We start from the raw sequence: 17,718 nt of genomic DNA on the forward strand, positions 1-17,718 counted from the left end.
GGCGCAAGCGCCGGTCTCAGCAGACGGTCTGGGAGAGAAGTTCGGCGGTGAAGTCGAACAGGCCGGGCCGCCGGTCGCGGCGCAGCCGCTCGGCGTTGATGATCGACCGCACGGCCGAGAACGCCTTGTCCAAATCCTCGTTGACGACGACGTAGTCATAGTCGCGCCAGCGCTCGATTTCGACCTTGGCGTTCTTCAGACGGACCGCGATGGTCTCGCCGGAATCCTCGGCGCGCCGCAGGAGGCGGGTCTTCAGTTCGGTCATGGACGGCGGCAGGATGAACACCGAGACGACGTCCGCCTTGGCCTGCTCCTGCAGTTGCAGCGCGCCCTGATAGTCGATGTCGAACAGCATGTCGCGACCGTCGCGCATGGCCTTTTCGGCCGCCGCCCGGGGCGTGCCGTAGAAATTGCCGTGGACCTCGGCCCATTCCAAGAGCGCGCCCCCGTCACGCAGCCGCTCGAACTCGGCGCGGTCGATGAAGCGATAATGCACGCCGTCGATCTCGCTGGCCCGCCGCTTGCGCGTGGTCACGCTGACCGAGAGCTGGAAGCCGGGATCGGACTCCAGGAGATTGCGCGCGATGGTCGACTTGCCGGCGCCGGACGGTGACGACAGCACCAGCATCAGCCCACGGCGTGCGATCGGCGCCCCCGATTCCGTTTCGAAAATCGACGTCATTCTATGTTCTGCACCTGCTCACGGAATTGATCGACCGCCACCTTCAGTTCCAGTCCGATGGCGGTCAGCGAAGTCGCATTCGACTTGGAGCAGACCGTATTCGATTCGCGGTTCAATTCCTGCGACAAAAAATCGAGGCGCCGGCCGATCGGCCCGCCGGCAGACAGCAGCGCCCGCGCCGCGGCCACATGGGTCTGCAGCCGGTCGATCTCCTCGCGGATATCGGCGCGGGCGGCGATCATCGCCGCCTCCTGGTGCAGGCGCTGTTCGTCGAGCCGCTCGTCGGCGCCCATCAGTTCGGCCACCTGCGCGCGCAGTCGCTCCCGGCAGGCCTCGATGCTGCGGGACGGGTCGGCCTCGGCCGCATTGGCCAGCCGTTCGATCTCGGCGAGCCGTTCGGAGAGAATATCGGCAAGGGCCGCGCCCTCGGCCTGCCGCGCGGCCACAAGGCTCTCGACAGCGGCGTCAAAGGTCGTCCTGGCGGCAGCGAGCTGCGCCTCGCGCTCCTCGGGGTCGAGGCGGCTCTCGGCGACCTCGACGATCCCCTTGATCGCCAGGATGCCGTCGGCGCTCGGCGGGCCGGCGTGACCATCGGCGACCAGCCGGCTGGACAGCGCCAGAAGCTGGCCGAGCATCGCATCGTTGATGGTAAAGGCCGGCGCCGTCTCGTCGCGCCGGATCTGGAGATTGGCCTGGATGTTGCCGCGGCTCAGCCAGGTGGCGGCTGCGCGCTTCAGATCCGCCTCGATCGCCTCGAAGCCCTGCGGCAAACGCAGCCGCAGGTCGAGCCCCTTGCCGTTGACCGAACGCAGCTCCCAGACGAACTCGGCGCCGGCCTGCGTCGACTCGTGGCGGGCAAAACCCGTCATGCTCTGCACCGGCATCGCGGTTCTCCCCCTCGCGCCGCCGGGAACGGCGGCGTTGCTACTGCTCGGCCCGGTTCTGGCGCTCCAGCGCACGGTAGTCGCGGACGTTGCGATTGTGCTCGTCCAGCGTCTCGGCGAAGACATGGCCGCCGGTGCCGTCGGCCACGAAGTAGATGTCCTTGGTCTCCAGCGGATTGGCGACCGCCTCCAGCGCGGCCCTGCCGGGCAGCGCGATCGGACCGGGTGGCAGACCCTTGATCTTGTAGGTGTTGTAGGGCGTGTCGCTGTCGATGTCGGACTGGGTCACCGGCTTGCCGGACGGTTTGCCCGCGCCGCCATAGACGCCATAGAGGAATGTCGGGTCCGACTGCAGGCGCATGCCCTTGCGCAGCCGGTTGACGAACACCGAGGCGACATGCGGACGCTCGCCGGCGATGCCGGTCTCGCGCTCGACGATCGAGGCGAGGGTCAGGAACTGGCCGATATCGTCGATCGGCAGGTCGTCGGCCCGGGTCTCCCAGATCTCTGCGACGAGCTTGTTCTGCGCCTCGCGCATCCGCCTGACGATTTCCTTGCGGGTCAGGCCGCGCTGGAACAGGTAGGTGTCGGGCATCAGCGTGCCTTCCGGCACCATCTCCGGCATGTCGCCGGTCAGGGACGGCTCGGCGGCAATCCGCTCGAAGGCCCGTTCCGCCGTCCAACCTTCCGGAATGGTCACCGAATGCATGATGGAGCGTCCCTCGCGGAGCTTCTCCATTACCTCGCGCATCGAGGTGCCCGGGGCGAAGGCGTATTCGCCGGCCTTCAGGTCACCCGCAGTCCCGGCGAAGCGCACCCCGTATTCGAAGACGGTGGCGTCGCTGATGACGCCTTCCCGCTCGAGCCCGCTGGCAATCGTCTGCAAGCCGCTGTTGCGCGGCACGACATAGGTGGTCTCGGCCTGCAGCGGGCCGGCGCCCTCGAACTGGCCGACGCCCCAATAGATCAGCGCACCGGCCGCGAGCATCACGAAGAGCGCGGCCGACAGGCAGAAATTCAGGAAGATGACGAGCTGGTTGCGGGAAGCCCGCGAGCGTTTGCGCGCCGGAGCCGGACCCCGGCCACGACGGCCCTTGCCTGAGCGAGCGCCCTCGCCGCGTTCGTCGGTCACCGCATACCCCCGAATGAAATTGCCTCGTGGCTGCCGAAGCACCATCGGATTGTGGCGAAAGCCCGAACGGCAGCGGCGGCATCATGCGCCGCCGCCATCGTTGTCAGTCGGCCACGCGTCGCAGCACGAGCGAAGCATTGGTGCCGCCGAAGCCGAAGGAGTTCGACAGCGCCACGTCGATGCGCTTTTCGCGCTTCTCGTGCGGAACGAGATCGATCTTGGTCTCCACCGACGGATTGTCGAGATTCAGCGTCGGCGGTGCGACATTGTCGCGGATCGCCAGCGCCGAGAAGATCGCCTCGACGGAGCCCGCCGCACCGAGCAGATGCCCGATCGCGGATTTGGTGGACGACATCGTGATGCCGCTGGCGGCATCGCCGACCACCCGCTCGATCGCCCTGAGCTCGATCTCGTCGCCCAGCGGCGTCGAGGTGCCGTGCGCGTTGACATAGTCGAGCTCGGACGGCTGCACGCCGGCCCGCTTCATCGCCGCCGACATGCAGCGGAACGCGCCGTCGCCGTCGGAGGCCGGAGCCGTGATGTGATAGGCGTCGCCCGACATGCCGTAGCCAATGACCTCGGCGTAGATTTTCGCGCCGCGCGCCTTGGCGTGCTCGTATTCTTCCAGAACGACCACACCGGCACCCTCGCCCATGACGAAGCCGTCACGGTCGCGGTCATAGGGCCGGGAACCGGCCGTCGGGTTGTCGTTGAAGTGGGTGGACAGCGCCTTGCAGGCGGCAAAGCCGGCCATTGCGAGGCGGCCGACCGGTGATTCCGCACCGCCCGCCACCATCACGTCGGCGTCGCCGAGCGCGATCAGTCGCGACGCGTCGCCGATCGCATGCGCGCCGGTCGAGCAGGCCGTGACCACCGAATGATTCGGGCCCTTCAATCCATTGCGGATCGACACATGGCCTGAGGCCAGGTTGATCAGGCTGCCGGGAATGAAGAACGGGCTGATGCGCCGGGGGCCCTTCTCGGCCAGGATCAGCGACGTGCGCTCGATCCCCTGGAGGCCGCCGATCCCCGAACCGATCAGAACGCCGGAAGCGATCTGGTCCTCGTAGGTCTCGGGATGCCAGTTGGCATCGTCGAGGGCCTCGGACGCAGCTGCGACAGCGTAGATGATGAAGTCATCGACCTTGCGCTGCTCCTTCGGCTCCATCCAGTGGTCCGGATCGAAGGTGCCGTCCTGGCCGTCGCCGCGCGGAATCTGCCCGGCGATCTGACACGCCAGGTCGTCGACCTGGAAGTTGTCGACACGCTTCAGGCCGCTTTCGCCGTTCAGCAGACGTTTCCATGTGACGCCGGCACCCGCCCCGAGGGGCGTGACCATGCCGACGCCTGTAATGACTACTCGTCTCATCAATCGCTCTTCGCCCAGGCGGTTAGGCCGCCCGATTGGGTCAGGCCTGGTTCTTCTCGATGAACTTGACCGCGTCGCCGACCGTCAGGATGGTCTCGGCGGCATCATCGGGAATCTCGACGCCAAACTCTTCCTCGAAAGCCATGACGAGCTCGACCGTATCGAGGCTGTCGGCGCCCAGATCGTCGATGAAGCTCGCGTTGTCCGTGACCTTCTCCTGCTCGACGCCCAGGTGTTCGACGACGATCTTCTTCACTCGCTCAGCGGTATCGCTCATTGTCAGTCCTCTATTGCGATTGGTTTCGCCGCTTTCGTTAGACGTGGCACGACGCATTATCAAGCGTTGTGGTCATCCTCGTCGCGGCCAGTCCGCAGGCAACGACAGCGGAAAATTCGAAGTGCCGGCGCATAGCATGCCCTGCCGCGGTGGCCAAGCGGCCAGCGGCGGGGCAGCCGTGCCCTCAGATCATGGCCATGCCGCCGTTGACGTGCAGGGTCTGGCCGGTGACGTAGCCGGCCTCGTTGGACGCCAGATACACCGCCGATGCGGCGATTTCGTCGGCTTCGCCCATGCGCTTCATCGGGATCGCCCCCATGATCGCGTCCTTCTGCTTGTCGTTCAGCTTCTCGGTCATGGCGCTGGCGATGAAGCCCGGCGCGATGCAGTTCACCGTCACCGAGCGCGAGGCGATTTCCTGGGCAAGCGATTTCGACAGGCCGATCATGCCCGCCTTCGCCGCACAATAATTCGCCTGGCCGGGATTGCCGGTGACGCCGACGATCGAGGTGATGTTGATGATTCGCCCGAAGCGGCGGCGCATCATCGGATGGGTCACGCCGCGCGTCAGGCGGAACGCCGCCGTCAGATCGACCTCCAGCACCGCGTCCCAGTCCTCGTCCGACATGCGCACGAACAGCCCGTCGCGGGTGATGCCGGCATTGTTGACCAGGATATCGACGCCCTGCATCTCGGCCTCGGCGGTTTCGGCCAACCGCTTCTGCTCGGCCCGGTCGGACAGATCGGCGGGAAACACCATCGCTCGCTCGCCCAGCGAAGCGGCCAGGTTGTCCAGCTTCTCGCGTCGGGTGCCGTGCAGGCCCACGGTCGCACCGGCGCCGTGCAGGGCGCGGGCGATCGCCTCGCCGATGCCGCCGCTGGCGCCGGTCACGAGCGCCTTGCGCCCGGTCAGATCGAACATGTCGGATTCCCTCCGTTATGGTCTGCTCCGCAGCGCCAGGCGCCTGCGGCTCTCTCTAGATAGGATGATCAGCCGGCGGTGAAAGCGCGGACATCGTCCGCGGTGCCGATGGCGCGCCCTTCGAGGCTGCGATCGATTCGGCGCGCGAGCCCGGTCAGGACCTTGCCGCTGCCGATCTCGACCAGCGAATTCACGCCGTTGGCCGCCAGCCATTCGATGCTTTCGCGCCAGCGCACCTGGCCCGTCACCTGCCGCACCAGCCGCTCGCGGATCTCGGCGGGGTCGGAAGTCGGTCCGGCCGTCACGTTGGTCACGACGGGAACGCGCGGAACCAGGATCTCGGCATCGGCCAGCGCCTCTGCCATGCGATCGGCCGCCGGCTGCATCAGCCGGCAGTGGAAAGGCGCGGACACCGACAGCGGCAGCGCACGCTTGGCGCCCCGCTCCTGCGCCAGCGCAATCGCACGGTCGATCGCCGCAGCATTGCCGGAAATGACGATCTGGCCGCCGCCATTGTCGTTGGCCGGCTCGCAGACTTCGCCCTCGGCGGCGTCCTCGCAGAGCTTGGCGACCGCCTCGGCGTCGAGGCCGATGATCGCCGCCATCGAGCCCGCACCGCTCGGCACGGCCTCCTGCATGGCATTGCCGCGGATGCGCAGCAGCTTCGCCGTCTGTCCGATCGACAGCGCGCCGACCGCGGCGTGTGCCGAATATTCGCCGAGCGAGTGGCCGGCGACATAAGCCGCCGTCTCTACCGAGAAGCCTTCGGCCTCCAGGGCGCGGATCGCCGCCATCGACACCGCCATCAGGGCCGGCTGGGCATTCTCGGTCAGCGTCAGCCGGTCCTCGGGTCCCTCGAAGATCAGCTCCGACAGCTTTTCGCCGAGCGCCTCGTCGACCTCGTCGAAGACGGCACGGCTGGCCTCGAAGCTGTCATAGAGAGTGCGGCCCATGCCGACGCTCTGACTGCCCTGTCCCGGAAAGACCAGTGCGGTGGTCATGCGGCTCTCCCTTGTGTTGCTGGTTGCAAAACGAGTGCAGGCAATGGTTTGGTCAAGCCCGTCCTGTCAAGCAGGCGGCCCGATCCGTGCTGGAGCCCGGGCGCGAAAGCCCGGCCGACGCGCGGCGCCCGCGTGGCAAATGTCCGCCGGGACTTGCCAAACGCCGCGCAAGCGGGTAGTGGCACCCTCCTCATTGTCCGGGTCTCAGCTGGGGGCTGAACGGAAAGCTGTCGATGTCGTCGACAACAGATGCCAAAAGGTATCGGTTTCCCGTGTCTCCGCTCTCGACCGTTCTTGTACTGACGCCTTTCCGATCGTCCTGCTTCCCGCGGGTTTCGCACGAAAGTCGTTGAGGCTTAGCCGCTGTACCCGGGCGAATGCGAACGTGAAACGGAAAGGCGATAGCGCATGGCTCTGTACGAGCACGTATTTCTCGCGCGCCAGGATATCTCGAACCAGCAGGTCGAGCAGCTCGTCGAGCAGCTCCGCGGCATTCTCGAGACCAATGGCGGCAAGATCGGCAAGGTGGAAAACTGGGGTCTGAAGACCCTCACCTTCCGCATCAAGAAGAACCGCAAGGCGTATTACACGCTGATGAACATCGACGCCCCGTCGGCGGCGGTGCAGGAGATGGAGCGCCAGATGCGCTTCAACGAAGACATCCTGCGCTACATGACGATCCGCGTGGAAGAGCACGAGGAAGGCCAGTCGGCCATGATGCAGAAGCGCGACGATCGTCCGCGCCGTGGCGATCGTGGCGACCGCCCGCGTCGTGACCGCGAAGACGGCCCGCGCCGCGACCGCGACGACGACCGTCCCCGCCGCCCCCGCGACACCGATTCGGAGTAAGCCAAGATGGTCGATATCGCCCAGCTTCCCACCCGCCGGCCCTTCCATCGCCGTCGCAAGTCCGACCCGTTCGCCGGCACCGATTCGCCGAAGATCGACTACAAGGACGTACGTCTCCTGCAGCGCTACATTTCCGAGCGTGGCAAGATCGTGCCGTCGCGCATCACGGCCGTGTCGCAGAAGAACCAGCGGGCTCTTGCCCAGGCCATCAAGCGTGCGCGCTTCCTCGGCCTTCTGCCCTACGTCCTGAAGTAGGACCGACCACATCTCCGGCGGCGCTCATGGCGCCGCCGGCTTTCCGGACGCATCAGGCGGCGCCGGAATGACGGGACGACAGCCGGCATGGTGCCGCGACCGTCCGCCAAGCCGAGTTGGGGCATCTGGCCTCTAACTGCCACGAGCAGGACAGCGAACGAGTTCATGCAGCCCACCGCCATCATCATCGCGATCATATCCGGCCTTGCCAGCGCGCTGCTGTTCGCCGGTATCGTGCTGCAGTCGAGCTCCGCCGTCAGCCTTGCGCTGGCCGCCCCCATTCCCATCGCCATTGCCAGCCTCGGCTGGGGATCGACCGCCGGTTTCGTCTCCGCCGCCGTCGCCACCGCGGCGATCTATGCCATCGCCCAGTCCGTGCCGAGCGCGCTGACGCTGCTCGCCTCCATGGCGCTGCCGACGGCCGTCGCCGGTCATCTCGTCGGGCTGGCCCGCCCGCTGGCCGACGATGCGCCGCGCCCGCTGGGTGCCGCGAACGCCGCCCCGCCCCTCGACTGGTATCCGCTGTCGCGCGTGCTCATGGCGATCACGCTGATGGCGGTCGGCTCCTGCATCTTTCTCGGCTGGTATCTCGGCTTCGACCCCGAGGACTTCATCCCGGCTGTCGTCGACGCCCTGCGCCAGAGCGGCGGCGCCATGGACACGGCGACCGACGACGAGCGCCGCGCCATCGCGCAGCTGATCATCGGCCTCGTTCCCTTCGTCCAGCCGGCCGTCCTGGCGATCTCGCTGATCGTCGGGCTGTATCTCGGCGCCGCCATCGTGCGCGTGTCGGGCCGCCTGCCGCGGCCGAAGGACGACATTCCGACAAGCGCGCAGCTGCCGCAGATCAGCCTCGTCATCTTCGCGGTGGCCGCCGGCGCCGCTTTCGCGGGCGGCACGATCGGCCTCCTCGGCGACGTGCTCCTCGGTGGCTTCGCCGCCGCCTTCACGCTGGTCGGGCTCGCGGCACTGCATCGCCGAACCCGCGGACGCCAGGGCCGTTTTCTGGTCCTGTTCTCCAGCTATGCGGCGTTGATCCTGCTTTCCTTCCCGATCGTCCTGTTTCTGGCGATGGGGATCTACGAAACCTGGCGGCGCCCGGACGATCCGGCACCGACCGGTCGCAACTGATCCAAGAACCAAACCTCCTGAAAGGACAGACCAATGGACGTCATTCTTCTCGAACGCATCGCCAAGCTCGGCCAGATGGGCGAGACCGTGAAGGTTCGCGACGGCTTCGCCCGCAACTTCCTGCTGCCGTCGGGCCGTGCGCTGCGCGCCAACGAAGCCAATGCGGCGCGCTTCGAAGCGCAGAAGGACCAGCTCATCGCGCGCAACGAAGAGCGCAAGGCCGAAGCACAGGGCGTAGCCTCCTCGCTCAACGGCAAGAGCTTCATCGTCGTGCGCCAGGCCGGTGAGACCGGTCAGCTCTACGGTTCGGTCTCCACCCGCGACATCGCCGACCTGCTCGCAGCGGCCGACTTCAAGGTCAACCGCAACGACATCCAGCTCAACCAGCCGATCAAGACCATCGGCGTGCACCCGATCACGATCGCGCTGCATCCCGAGGTCGACGTCAGCATCTCGATCAATGTCGCCCGTTCGCAGGACGAAGCCGAGCGCCAGGCGCGCGGTGAAGACCTGACCTCCGCCGATGCGATCTACGGCATCGACGAGGAAGAGGAAGAGCTGGACGAGGACGAGCTGGACGGCGAGGAAGTCGAAGCCGGCGAGACCGACGAAGCGACCGCAGAGTCCGACGAGACCAACTGATCGGCAGTCGCCGGCGGGCCCTGCCCGCGCCGGCGATTCGCAGCGACACGTAACGAGAGGGGCCGGCATTGATTGCAGGCCCCTCTTGCGTTGGGATCGGGCCCTCTTCCCATCGCGCTGCAGGCTCATAAGATAAGGAAGGCAGTGCATACCAAGCGATAAGTTCCCGTGACGCCGCGAGCCGTCAGGCTCAGGCCGACGCAGGAGTGGTGACATGAACCGCATACTCGCGACGTATCTGAAGCATCTTCTCGTCTTCGGCGATCTCACCGTGACCGACAGTGACGGCGGCGTGACCCGTTGGGGCGACGGCACCGGCGATCCGGTGCATCTGCGCTTCAACACGGCCGCCGCCGAACGCGGCGTGGCGATCAATCCCGGCCTGAAATTCGGCGAAGCCTACATGAACGGCGGCGTCGACATCACCGAGGGCACGATCTTCGACATGCTGGCGCTGGTGTTCCGCAACGCCGGCAACAAGGCCCAGAACGAGCCCTGGATGCGGGCGATCGCCCGGCTGCGCCTGATCTATCGCCGGGTGATCCAGAACAACACCCCGCAGCGCGCGCGCCGGAACGTCAAGCACCACTACGATCTGTCGTCGGAGCTCTACGACCTGTTCCTCGACGTGGACCGGCAATATTCCTGCGCCTATTTCGACCGGCCCGGCGCCGGGCTCGACGAGGCCCAGCTCGCCAAGAAGCGCCATATCGCCGCCAAGCTGGCCTTCGACCGGCCGGGACTGAAGACGCTGGACATCGGCTGCGGCTGGGGCGGCATGGGCCTGTATCTCGCGCGCCATCTGGACGCCGACGTCACCGGCATCACCCTTTCCGACGAGCAATTGGGCATCGCCCGGTCGCGGGCCGACGAGGCCGGGCTCTCCGACCATCTGCGCTTCGAGATCGCCGATTACCGCGACACCGCCGGCCCCTTCGACCGGATCGTCTCGGTGGGCATGTTCGAGCATGTCGGGGTCGACTTCTACGACGACTATTTCCGCCAGTGCGCCCGCCTCCTGGACGAGGACGGGGTGATACTGCTGCACACGATCGGGCGCTGGGACGAGCCGGCCAACACCAATGCCTTCATCAACAAGTACATCTTCCCCGGGGGCTATCTGCCGTCCCTGTCGCAGATCGCCCATTCCGTCGAGCGCGCCGGCCTGATCATCAGCGATGTCGAGGTGCTGCGGCTGCACTACGCCGAGACGATCCGCCACTGGCGCGACCGCTTCGCTGCGCGCCGCGACGAGGCCAAGGCGCTGTATGACGAGCGCTTCTGCCGGATGTGGGAGTTCTACCTCGCCGCCTCCGAAACCGCGTTCCGCTGGCAGGATTGCGTCGTCTTCCAGGTCCAGCTGACGAGGAAGGTCGACACCCTGCCGATTACCCGGGACTACATGCTGGAAGCCGAAGCCAGGCTGCGCGAACTGGAGCGGCGGGGCACCGTCCGACCCATCGCCGCCGAGCGGACCGAAATGGACCGGCAGGCCGCGGAATAGCCATCCCCGCCGAAGAGACAGCCGGCGCACCCGTCAACAGCTGCGCCGGTTATCCCCGATCTTATCCACCGTCACGCCGCCCATCGTGGCGGTTTCGCCGATGCGGATCGCTCGCCGCCGGATCGGCGTCGCGGGCGGTGCGAATCGCTGGCAGCGGACGGCCCTGTGGTGTAGTCAGAACGCTTCCTGAAGCGATGGCAGAGGTGACGCGGCATGGCGGATGCAGCGCGCAAGATGGACGACGACGCGGCGGCGCTCTATCGCGAGGCTCCGAGCAATATCGAGGCCGAGCAGGCGCTGCTGGGCGCCATGCTGGTCAACAACGACGCCTATTACGTCGTCCACGATTTCCTGAAGCCCGACCATTTCTTCGAGCCCCTGCACCGGGAGATTTTCGCCAAGACATCCGAGATGATCCGGATGGGCAAGATCGCCAATCCAGTGACGATCAAGACGTTCCTGGCCGCCGGCGACAAGGTCGGCGACCTCACCGTGGCGCAGTATCTCGCCCGTCTGGCCGCCGAAGCGACGACGATCATCAACGCCTCCGACTACGGCCGGGCGATCTACGACCTCGCCATCCGGCGCTCGCTGATCCGCATCGGCGAGGATGTCGTCAACATCGCCTTCGACGCGCCGCTGGATATGGAGCCCAAGGCGCAGATCGAGGACGCGGAGCGCCGGCTGTTCGAACTGGCCGAGACCGGCCGCTACGATGGCGGTTTCCAGTCCTTCACCGAAGCCGTGACCCTCGCCGTCGAGATGGCGACCGCCGCCAAGGACCGCGACGGCGGCCTGTCGGGCGTCTCGTCCGGCATCAGCGCCCTCGACCGCAGCATGGGCGGCCTGCAGGCGTCGGATCTGATCATCCTTGCCGGCCGGCCGGCCATGGGCAAGACCTCGCTTGCCACCAACATCGCCTTCAACATCGCCGCCGCCTACGAGCCGGCCGAGCAGGCAGACGGCTCCTTCAAGGCCAAGAACGGCGGCGTCGTCGGCTTCTTCAGCCTGGAAATGTCGGCCGAGCAGCTCGCCACCCGCATCATCTCCGAGCAGACGGAGATCTCCTCCTCGAAGATCCGGCGCGGCAACATCAACGATCAGGAACTGGTCAAGCTCGTCGGCTGCTCCGAGACCATGCAGCGGATCCCGCTCTATATCGACCAGACCGGTGGTATCTCGATCGCCCAGCTCTCGGCGCGGGCACGGCGCCTGAAACGCCAGCGCGGCCTCGACGTCATGGTCATCGACTATGTCCAGCTGATGCAGGGCTCGAGCCGCACCCAGGGTAACCGCGTGCAGGAGATCACCGAGATCACCACCGGCCTCAAGGCGCTGGCAAAGGAGCTGGCCGTCCCGATCATCGCCCTGTCGCAGCTCTCGCGTCAGGTGGAAAACCGCGACGACAAGCGACCGCAGCTCGCCGATCTGCGTGAGTCGGGCTCGATCGAGCAGGACGCCGACGTGGTGATGTTCGTGTATCGCGAGGAATATTACCTCGCCAACCGCGAGCCCAAGCCGGGCACGGACGACCATCTGAAATGGGAGCAGGCGCTGAACGAGACCCGCGGCAAGGCCGAGGTGATCATCGCCAAGCAGCGTCACGGCCCGACCGCAACGGTGCCCCTCGCCTTCCAGGCCGAATACACCCGCTTCACCGATCTCGCCGACGACAGCTATCTGCCGGAACGGTTCGAATAGCCGGTGCGGCCGTGACTGCTCCGCACCATTTTGGGCGCATGCCCGTGGTCGAGATCGACCGCGCGGCGCTGGCCGCCAACTGGGCCCTGCTGGCCGCACGCAATCCCGGCGCGCGCACCGGCGCCGCGGTCAAGGCCGACGGCTATGGTCTCGGCGCCGCCGAGACCGCCCGCACGCTCCAGGCTGCGGGCTGCCGCGACTTCTTCGTCGCCTGGGCCGAGGAGGGCCGGATCGTCCGGGCCGCGCTCGATGCCCTGACGCGTCCCGATGACGGCACCGCGCCGACGCGCATCTTCGTCCTGCAGGGGCTCGAACCCGCCGGCGTTCCCTTGCATCTCGACGCCGGTCTGACCCCGGTCCTCTCGACGCCCGGCGACATCGCTGTCTGGCGTGACGGTTTGAAGTTGGCCGGCCGGCGTGCCCCGGCGGCGATCCAGCTCGAGACCGGCATGAACCGGCTGGGGCTCGACCGCGCCGATGCCGAAGCCGCAGCTGACCTCGCCGCATCCGGTGAACTCGATCTGGCCCTGGTGATGAGCCACCTCGCCTCGGCCGACGAGCCGACGGACCAGAGCGCGCGGCAGCAGGCCCGGTTTCTGGAACTGGCCGCGCTGTTTCCCGGCGTGCCGCGATCGCTGGCCAATTCCGCCGCAGTGTTCCTCGGCAGCGAATTCGGCTTTGACCTCACCCGCCCCGGCATCGCCCTTTATGGCGGCGAGGCGGGGCCGGCTTCGCGCGGCGTCCTGCGGCCGGTCGCGCGCCTCACCGCGGCCATCCTGCAGATCCGCACCGCCAATGCCGGCGAGGCCGCCGGCTATGGCGCCGCTGCGCCGCTCCCCCGCGACACACGGATCGCGACGGTCGGCCTCGGCTATGCCGATGGCTACCACCGCGCCGCCTCGGGCGCAGGGGTGGTGGTGCGCGACGTGCGGCCCGGACCCCAGGCCGTCGTCGCCGGGCAGCGCGTGCCCGTCCTGGGACGCGTCTCGATGGATCTGACCCTTCTCGATGTCACCGATGTCCCGGACGACGCACTCGCGCCCGGCGATCGGGCCGAGTTCTTCGGCCCGAACCTGTCGATCGACGCGGTGGCAAATGCGGCCGGTACGATCGCCTATGAACTGCTGACCGGCCTCGGCACGAGGGTCGAGCGCCGCTGGCTCTAGCCGATCTGCCCCACGATCCACTGCTGCACCGTATCGGCCCCCAGCGTGAGAGCCGCCATGCCGAACCCCACGATCAGAAGCACCTGCATGGCGGCGATCGCCCAGAGCTGCGTGCGGAACGGTTCCTTGCGGGTCTTGTGGCGGATGATCTGCTGCGCCGCGATGGCTCCGACGCTGCCGCCCATCAGCGCGTAGCGCAGAAGCGTGCTCTCCGGCGTCCGGCGCACCCCGGCCCGCGCCTTGGTCTTGTCGAACACGAAGGCCCAGTAGGCGGCGATATTCACCGCCACGAGATAGAAACCGATGATCAGCATCGTCGCCTCGCGCTCAGGTTGCGGCCATCATCGCACCACGAGATTGCCGAACCCTTGCCGTGCCGACGATCGCTGGCCGGCACCAAAATCGCGGCTCGATGCCGGGTCGACCGTGGGCTTGTTTTTGTTTTGTTCTTGACTGACGGGGGCCTGGAAACCAAGAAGGCGCCATGGCCAAAGCGAAACCTTCCTTCATCTGCCAGAGCTGCGGCGCGGTCTATACGCGCTGGCAGGGCAAGTGCGAATCCTGCGGCGAATGGAACACCGTCGTCGAGGAGAACGCCTCCGGCGGCATCGGCGGCGGGCCCCAGCGCGGTCGCCGCAAGGGCACGCCCTCGGCGCTGCTGCCGCTGTCGGGCGAACTCGAAGAGGCGCCGCGCATCGTCTCCGGCATCGATGAGCTCGACCGGGCGACCGGCGGCGGCATCGTGCGCGGCTCGGCCCTCCTGATCGGCGGCGATCCCGGCATCGGCAAGTCGACGCTCCTGATGCAGACCGCCGCCGCCCTGTCACGGCGCGGGCACAGCGTCGTCTACGTCTCGGGCGAGGAAGCGGTGGCGCAGGTGCGGCTGCGCGCCCAGCGGCTCAACGCGGCCGATACCGACGTTCAGCTCATGGCCGAGACCAATGTCGAGGACATTCTGGCGACCCTTGCCGAAGCGCGGCGTCCTGACCTCGTCATCATCGATTCGATCCAGACCCTGTGGAGCGACCTCGCCGAATCGGCGCCGGGCACGGTGACCCAGGTGCGGGTCGGCGTGCAGGCGATGATCCGCTTTGCAAAGGCGAGCGGCGCCGCCGTCATCCTCGTCGGCCACGTTACCAAGGAAGGCCAGATCGCCGGCCCGCGGGTGGTCGAGCACATGGTCGATGCCGTCCTCTATTTCGAAGGCGAAGGCGGGCACCACTACCGCATCCTGCGCACCGTCAAGAACCGCTTCGGCCCGACCGACGAGATCGGAGTCTTCGAGATGGGCGATCTCGGCCTGCGCGAGGTGCAGAACCCGTCCGAGCTGTTCCTCGGCGAGCGCAACGAGAAGGCCGCCGGGGCCGCCGTCTTCGCCGGCATGGAGGGCACCCGGCCGGTGCTCGTGGAGATCCAGGCCCTCGTCGCGCCGTCGGCCCTCGGCACGCCGCGCCGTGCCGTCCTCGGCTGGGACCAGCCGCGGCTGGCCATGGTGCTGGCGGTGCTGGAGGCCCATTGTGGCGTGCGCCTTGGCCAGCATGACGTCTATCTCAACGTCGCCGGCGGTTTCCGCATTTCCGAGCCGGCGGCCGATCTGGCCGTCGCCGCGGCGCTGGTCTCCTCGCTCAGCGGCGCGCCCCTGCCCGCCGATTGCGTCTATTTCGGCGAGATCAGCCTGTCCGGCTCGGTGCGCCCGGTCGGCCAGGCGGCGCAGCGGCTGAAGGAGGCGGAAAAGCTGGGCTTCCGGCAGGCCGTCCTGCCGTCGGGCAGCCCCGACCTGCCGCGCACCCGCGACATGGTTGCCAACGAGATCGAGGCCCTGCCCGATCTTGTCGCGCGGGTCGCGGCGGGCGGCAATGGGAGCGAGGCTTGATTTTCCGGCAAGTCCCTAGTGTAAAACTGTCATGAAAAGCGCTACAGCGTGGGCGAGCGGGGCAGCCCGGACGATCCCGCGCCCGCCCGCACGATCCATATGCCTACGGGGCCATCCTTCATGACCGTCACGCTTCTCGATGCGATTCTCTTCGCGATCATGCTGGTCTCGGCGCTGCTCGCCATGGTCCGCGGCTTCTCGCGGGAGATCCTGTCGGTCGTCTCGTGGCTTGTCGCGGCAGCCGCGGCCTTCTTCTTCTACAAGCCGCTGACCCCCTATGCAGCCGAGTACATCGCCTCCGACACCGTCGCCATGGTGGCGGCTGCCGCAGCGATCTTCCTCGTCGTCCTGATCATCGTCTCTTTCATCACCCTGCGCATCGCCGACTTCATCATCGACAGCCGCATCGGTGCGCTCGACCGCACGCTCGGCTTCATCTTCGGCGCCGTGCGCGGCCTGCTCCTCGTCGTCGTGGCGATGCTGTTCTTCAACTGGCTTGCCCCCGAGAACCAGCCGGACTGGATCGCCGGTGCGCGCTCCAAGCCGTTCCTCGACAATCTCGGCCAGCAGCTCGTGGCCGCCCTGCCCGACAACCCGGAAGAGGTCATCCTCGACAGCATCCGCGGACCGCAGGATGCGGACGGCGTTCCCGAGGGCACGGCAACGCCCGGCGAGCCGACCTCGATCGAAGGTGTCATCGAAGGCACCGACACCCCCGCGCAGCCGGCGAACTAGCCGGCGTTGCGGCTGCGGCATGATCTCTTCGCTCACCGCCTCGCATGCGACGACATAAGCGCGTATAGGGTGGGGCATCTAACGGACGGCCGACCGACAACGGCAAACGGCGGATAAAATCGATGGATGACACGCCTTTCGGCGATGACTCGCTGCACGAAGAGTGCGGCGTTTTCGGCATTTTCAAACGGACCGATGCGGCCGCACTGACCACGCTCGGCCTGCATGCCCTGCAGCACCGGGGCCAGGAGGCGGCCGGCATCGTCTCCTTCGACGGGAGCCAGTTCCATGTCGAGCGCCACGCCGGTCTGATCGGCGACACCTTCACCAAGCAGGCGGTCCTTGAGCGCCTGCCCGGTTCCTCGGCCATCGGCCACACCCGCTACGCCACCACCGGCGGCGGCGGCCTGCGCAACGTCCAGCCCTTCTTCGCCGAATTGTCGGCTGGCGGTTTCGCCGTCGCCCACAACGGCAACATCACCAATGCCATGACCGTGCAGCGCGAATTGCAGCGCCGCGGCTCGATCTTCTCCTCCACCTCCGACACCGAGACGATCCTGCATCTGGTGGCCACCAGTGCCGCCCGGCTGTTCGTGGAAAAGCTCGTCGACGCGCTGACGCGGCTCGAAGGCGCCTTCTCGCTGGTCGGCCTGTCGTCGAAGAAGATGGTCGGCGTGCGCGACCCGCTGGGCATCCGCCCGCTGGTTCTCGGTGACCTCGAAGGTTCGCCGATCCTGGCGTCCGAGACCTGCGCCCTCGACATCATCGGCGCCGATTTCGTGCGCGACATCGAGCCCGGCGAGATGGTCGTCATCAGTGACGACGGCATCGAGAGCATCTTCCCGTTCCAGGCGCGGCGCGCCCGCTTCTGCATCTTCGAATATGTCTATTTCGCCCGACCCGATTCCACGGTCGAGGGCCGCAACGTCTACGAGATCCGCAAGAAGATCGGCGGCGAGCTAGCCCGCGAGAGCCATCCCGAGGCCGATCTGGTCGTGCCGGTTCCCGATTCGGGCGTTCCGGCGGCAATCGGCTACGCGCAGGAATCCAACCTGCCCTTCGAGCTCGGCATCATTCGCAATCACTATGTCGGCCGGACCTTTATCCAGCCGACGGATTCGATCCGACACATGGGCGTGAAGCTCAAGCACAACGCCAACCGGCGCATGCTGGAAGGCAAGCGGGTCATCCTCGTCGACGATTCGATCGTGCGCGGCACCACCAGCCAGAAGATCGTCCAGATGGTCCGCGAGGCCGGCGCGACCGAGGTGCACATGCGCATCGCCTCGCCGCCGACCCGTGCCAGCTGCTTCTACGGTGTCGATACGCCGGAAAAGGCCAAGCTGCTCGCCTCGCGCATGACGGTCGAGGAGATGGCCGACTTCATCAAGGTCGACTCCCTTGCCTTCCTGTCGATCGACGGGCTCTACCGGGCGACCGACGAGCCGTCGCGCAACAAGATGGCTCCGCAATTCTGCGACGCCTGTTTCACCGGCGACTATCCGACCTCGCTGACCGATCAGGAAGGCGTCGAGAACGTCCGTCCCCTGACGCTGCTCGGCGGCGCCGGCTGAGACCCCAGACCATATCCATTC

The 17,718-nt window shown here is 67.1% G+C and carries 18 protein-coding genes; 10 read left to right on the top strand and 8 right to left on the bottom strand.

The genetic code is table 11. From position 1 onward, the window contains the following. Window positions 1-16: 16 nt before the first annotated feature. The 7 genes from gmk to fabD form a co-directional block, all read right to left on the bottom strand. Entirely contained in the window at window positions 17-682 is a 666-nt protein-coding gene (gmk, locus tag H9Q09_RS16040; protein WP_024350505.1) for a guanylate kinase, read from the bottom strand. Next, entirely contained in the window at window positions 679-1,566 is an 888-nt protein-coding gene (locus H9Q09_RS16045; protein WP_187391858.1) for a YicC/YloC family endoribonuclease, read from the bottom strand. The genes gmk and H9Q09_RS16045 overlap by 4 nt, the downstream gene beginning before the upstream one ends. 40 nt (window positions 1,567-1,606) lie before the next feature. Beyond that, entirely contained in the window at window positions 1,607-2,698 is a 1,092-nt protein-coding gene (gene mltG / locus H9Q09_RS16050) for an endolytic transglycosylase MltG (protein WP_187391859.1), read from the bottom strand. A 103-nt stretch (window positions 2,699-2,801) separates the two neighbouring features. Then, complete coding sequence (gene fabF, locus H9Q09_RS16055; protein WP_187391860.1) at window positions 2,802-4,067, bottom strand: beta-ketoacyl-ACP synthase II; 1,266 nt, start codon at window positions 4,065-4,067, stop codon at window positions 2,802-2,804. A gap of 40 nt (window positions 4,068-4,107) precedes the next feature. After that, window positions 4,108-4,344, bottom strand: a complete 237-nt coding sequence (locus H9Q09_RS16060; RefSeq protein ID WP_009209380.1) for an acyl carrier protein — start codon at window positions 4,342-4,344, stop codon at window positions 4,108-4,110. A gap of 184 nt (window positions 4,345-4,528) precedes the next feature. After that, window positions 4,529-5,266 carry a 3-oxoacyl-[acyl-carrier-protein] reductase gene (gene fabG, locus H9Q09_RS16065; protein WP_187391861.1) on the bottom strand — a complete coding sequence of 246 codons (738 nt, stop codon included), beginning with the start codon at window positions 5,264-5,266 and terminating at the stop codon, window positions 4,529-4,531. A 68-nt stretch (window positions 5,267-5,334) separates the two neighbouring features. Then, window positions 5,335-6,267: an ACP S-malonyltransferase gene (gene fabD / locus H9Q09_RS16070; RefSeq protein ID WP_187391862.1), complete on the bottom strand. Its 933-nt coding sequence runs from the start codon at window positions 6,265-6,267 to the stop codon at window positions 5,335-5,337. Between the two features lie 408 nt (window positions 6,268-6,675). Between fabD and rpsF the strand changes: the two genes are divergently transcribed. The 7 genes from rpsF (at window position 6,676) to alr (ending at window position 13,515) form a co-directional block, all read left to right on the top strand. Beyond that, a complete protein-coding gene (gene rpsF, locus H9Q09_RS16075) occupies window positions 6,676-7,116 on the top strand; it encodes a 30S ribosomal protein S6 (protein WP_009209377.1) in 441 nt (146 codons plus the stop codon). Between the two features lie 6 nt (window positions 7,117-7,122). After that, entirely contained in the window at window positions 7,123-7,371 is a 249-nt protein-coding gene (rpsR, locus tag H9Q09_RS16080; protein WP_024350500.1) for a 30S ribosomal protein S18, read from the top strand. 165 nt (window positions 7,372-7,536) lie between these two features. Next, entirely contained in the window at window positions 7,537-8,502 is a 966-nt protein-coding gene (locus H9Q09_RS16085) for a hypothetical protein (RefSeq protein ID WP_187391863.1), read from the top strand. Between the two features lie 33 nt (window positions 8,503-8,535). Then, window positions 8,536-9,144, top strand: a complete 609-nt coding sequence (gene rplI, locus H9Q09_RS16090) for a 50S ribosomal protein L9 (RefSeq protein WP_024350498.1) — start codon at window positions 8,536-8,538, stop codon at window positions 9,142-9,144. Window positions 9,145-9,358: 214 nt separating this feature from the next. Then, window positions 9,359-10,648: a cyclopropane-fatty-acyl-phospholipid synthase family protein gene (locus H9Q09_RS16095; protein ID WP_187391864.1), complete on the top strand. Its 1,290-nt coding sequence runs from the start codon at window positions 9,359-9,361 to the stop codon at window positions 10,646-10,648. A gap of 213 nt (window positions 10,649-10,861) precedes the next feature. Continuing rightward, a complete protein-coding gene (locus H9Q09_RS16100) occupies window positions 10,862-12,349 on the top strand; it encodes a replicative DNA helicase (protein WP_024350496.1) in 1,488 nt (495 codons plus the stop codon). A gap of 38 nt (window positions 12,350-12,387) precedes the next feature. Then, complete coding sequence (alr, locus tag H9Q09_RS16105; RefSeq protein ID WP_210315394.1) at window positions 12,388-13,515, top strand: alanine racemase; 1,128 nt, start codon at window positions 12,388-12,390, stop codon at window positions 13,513-13,515. On the opposite strand, the gene H9Q09_RS16110 is transcribed toward alr, so the two are convergent. Next, entirely contained in the window at window positions 13,512-13,829 is a 318-nt protein-coding gene (locus H9Q09_RS16110) for a DUF1294 domain-containing protein (protein WP_187391866.1), read from the bottom strand. The genes alr and H9Q09_RS16110 overlap by 4 nt on opposite strands. 170 nt (window positions 13,830-13,999) lie before the next feature. Between H9Q09_RS16110 and radA the strand changes: the two genes are divergently transcribed. The 3 genes from radA to purF all read left to right on the top strand — a co-directional run bounded on the left by radA (window position 14,000) and on the right by purF (window position 17,697). Beyond that, window positions 14,000-15,388, top strand: coding sequence for a DNA repair protein RadA (gene radA, locus H9Q09_RS16115; RefSeq protein ID WP_024350493.1), 1,389 nt, complete (start codon window positions 14,000-14,002; stop codon window positions 15,386-15,388). A gap of 120 nt (window positions 15,389-15,508) precedes the next feature. Further along, on the top strand, window positions 15,509-16,123 hold the full coding sequence (locus H9Q09_RS16120; protein ID WP_009209369.1) for a CvpA family protein: 615 nt from the start codon (window positions 15,509-15,511) through the stop codon (window positions 16,121-16,123). A 122-nt stretch (window positions 16,124-16,245) separates the two neighbouring features. Continuing rightward, window positions 16,246-17,697 (top strand): amidophosphoribosyltransferase, encoded by a 1,452-nt coding sequence (gene purF, locus H9Q09_RS16125; RefSeq protein ID WP_009209368.1) that lies wholly within the window; start codon window positions 16,246-16,248, stop codon window positions 17,695-17,697. Window positions 17,698-17,718 lie beyond the last annotated feature (21 nt).

Source organism: Aurantimonas sp. DM33-3, from assembly GCF_014334315.1.
Taxonomy (GTDB): Bacteria; Pseudomonadota; Alphaproteobacteria; order Rhizobiales; family Rhizobiaceae; genus Aurantimonas; species Aurantimonas coralicida.

What these genes read in the sequence shown, in the direction of transcription:
- H9Q09_RS16085 (WP_187391863.1), top strand. Translation starts at nt 7,537, where the DNA reads ATGCAGCCCACCGCCATCATCATCGCGATCATATCCGGCCTTGCCAGC.
- H9Q09_RS16100 (WP_024350496.1), top strand. Translation starts at nt 10,862, where the DNA reads ATGGCGGATGCAGCGCGCAAGATGGACGACGACGCGGCGGCGCTCTAT.
- H9Q09_RS16110 (WP_187391866.1), bottom strand. Translation starts at nt 13,829, where the DNA reads ATGCTGATCATCGGTTTCTATCTCGTGGCGGTGAATATCGCCGCCTAC.
- H9Q09_RS16095 (WP_187391864.1), top strand. Translation starts at nt 9,359, where the DNA reads ATGAACCGCATACTCGCGACGTATCTGAAGCATCTTCTCGTCTTCGGC.
- rpsR (WP_024350500.1), top strand. Translation starts at nt 7,123, where the DNA reads ATGGTCGATATCGCCCAGCTTCCCACCCGCCGGCCCTTCCATCGCCGT.
- rpsF (WP_009209377.1), top strand. Translation starts at nt 6,676, where the DNA reads ATGGCTCTGTACGAGCACGTATTTCTCGCGCGCCAGGATATCTCGAAC.
- H9Q09_RS16060 (WP_009209380.1), bottom strand. Translation starts at nt 4,344, where the DNA reads ATGAGCGATACCGCTGAGCGAGTGAAGAAGATCGTCGTCGAACACCTG.
- H9Q09_RS16120 (WP_009209369.1), top strand. Translation starts at nt 15,509, where the DNA reads ATGACCGTCACGCTTCTCGATGCGATTCTCTTCGCGATCATGCTGGTC.
- H9Q09_RS16045 (WP_187391858.1), bottom strand. Translation starts at nt 1,566, where the DNA reads ATGCCGGTGCAGAGCATGACGGGTTTTGCCCGCCACGAGTCGACGCAG.
- gmk (WP_024350505.1), bottom strand. Translation starts at nt 682, where the DNA reads ATGACGTCGATTTTCGAAACGGAATCGGGGGCGCCGATCGCACGCCGT.
- fabF (WP_187391860.1), bottom strand. Translation starts at nt 4,067, where the DNA reads ATGAGACGAGTAGTCATTACAGGCGTCGGCATGGTCACGCCCCTCGGG.
- fabD (WP_187391862.1), bottom strand. Translation starts at nt 6,267, where the DNA reads ATGACCACCGCACTGGTCTTTCCGGGACAGGGCAGTCAGAGCGTCGGC.
- rplI (WP_024350498.1), top strand. Translation starts at nt 8,536, where the DNA reads ATGGACGTCATTCTTCTCGAACGCATCGCCAAGCTCGGCCAGATGGGC.
- radA (WP_024350493.1), top strand. Translation starts at nt 14,000, where the DNA reads ATGGCCAAAGCGAAACCTTCCTTCATCTGCCAGAGCTGCGGCGCGGTC.
- purF (WP_009209368.1), top strand. Translation starts at nt 16,246, where the DNA reads ATGGATGACACGCCTTTCGGCGATGACTCGCTGCACGAAGAGTGCGGC.
- alr (WP_210315394.1), top strand. Translation starts at nt 12,388, where the DNA reads ATGCCCGTGGTCGAGATCGACCGCGCGGCGCTGGCCGCCAACTGGGCC.
- fabG (WP_187391861.1), bottom strand. Translation starts at nt 5,266, where the DNA reads ATGTTCGATCTGACCGGGCGCAAGGCGCTCGTGACCGGCGCCAGCGGC.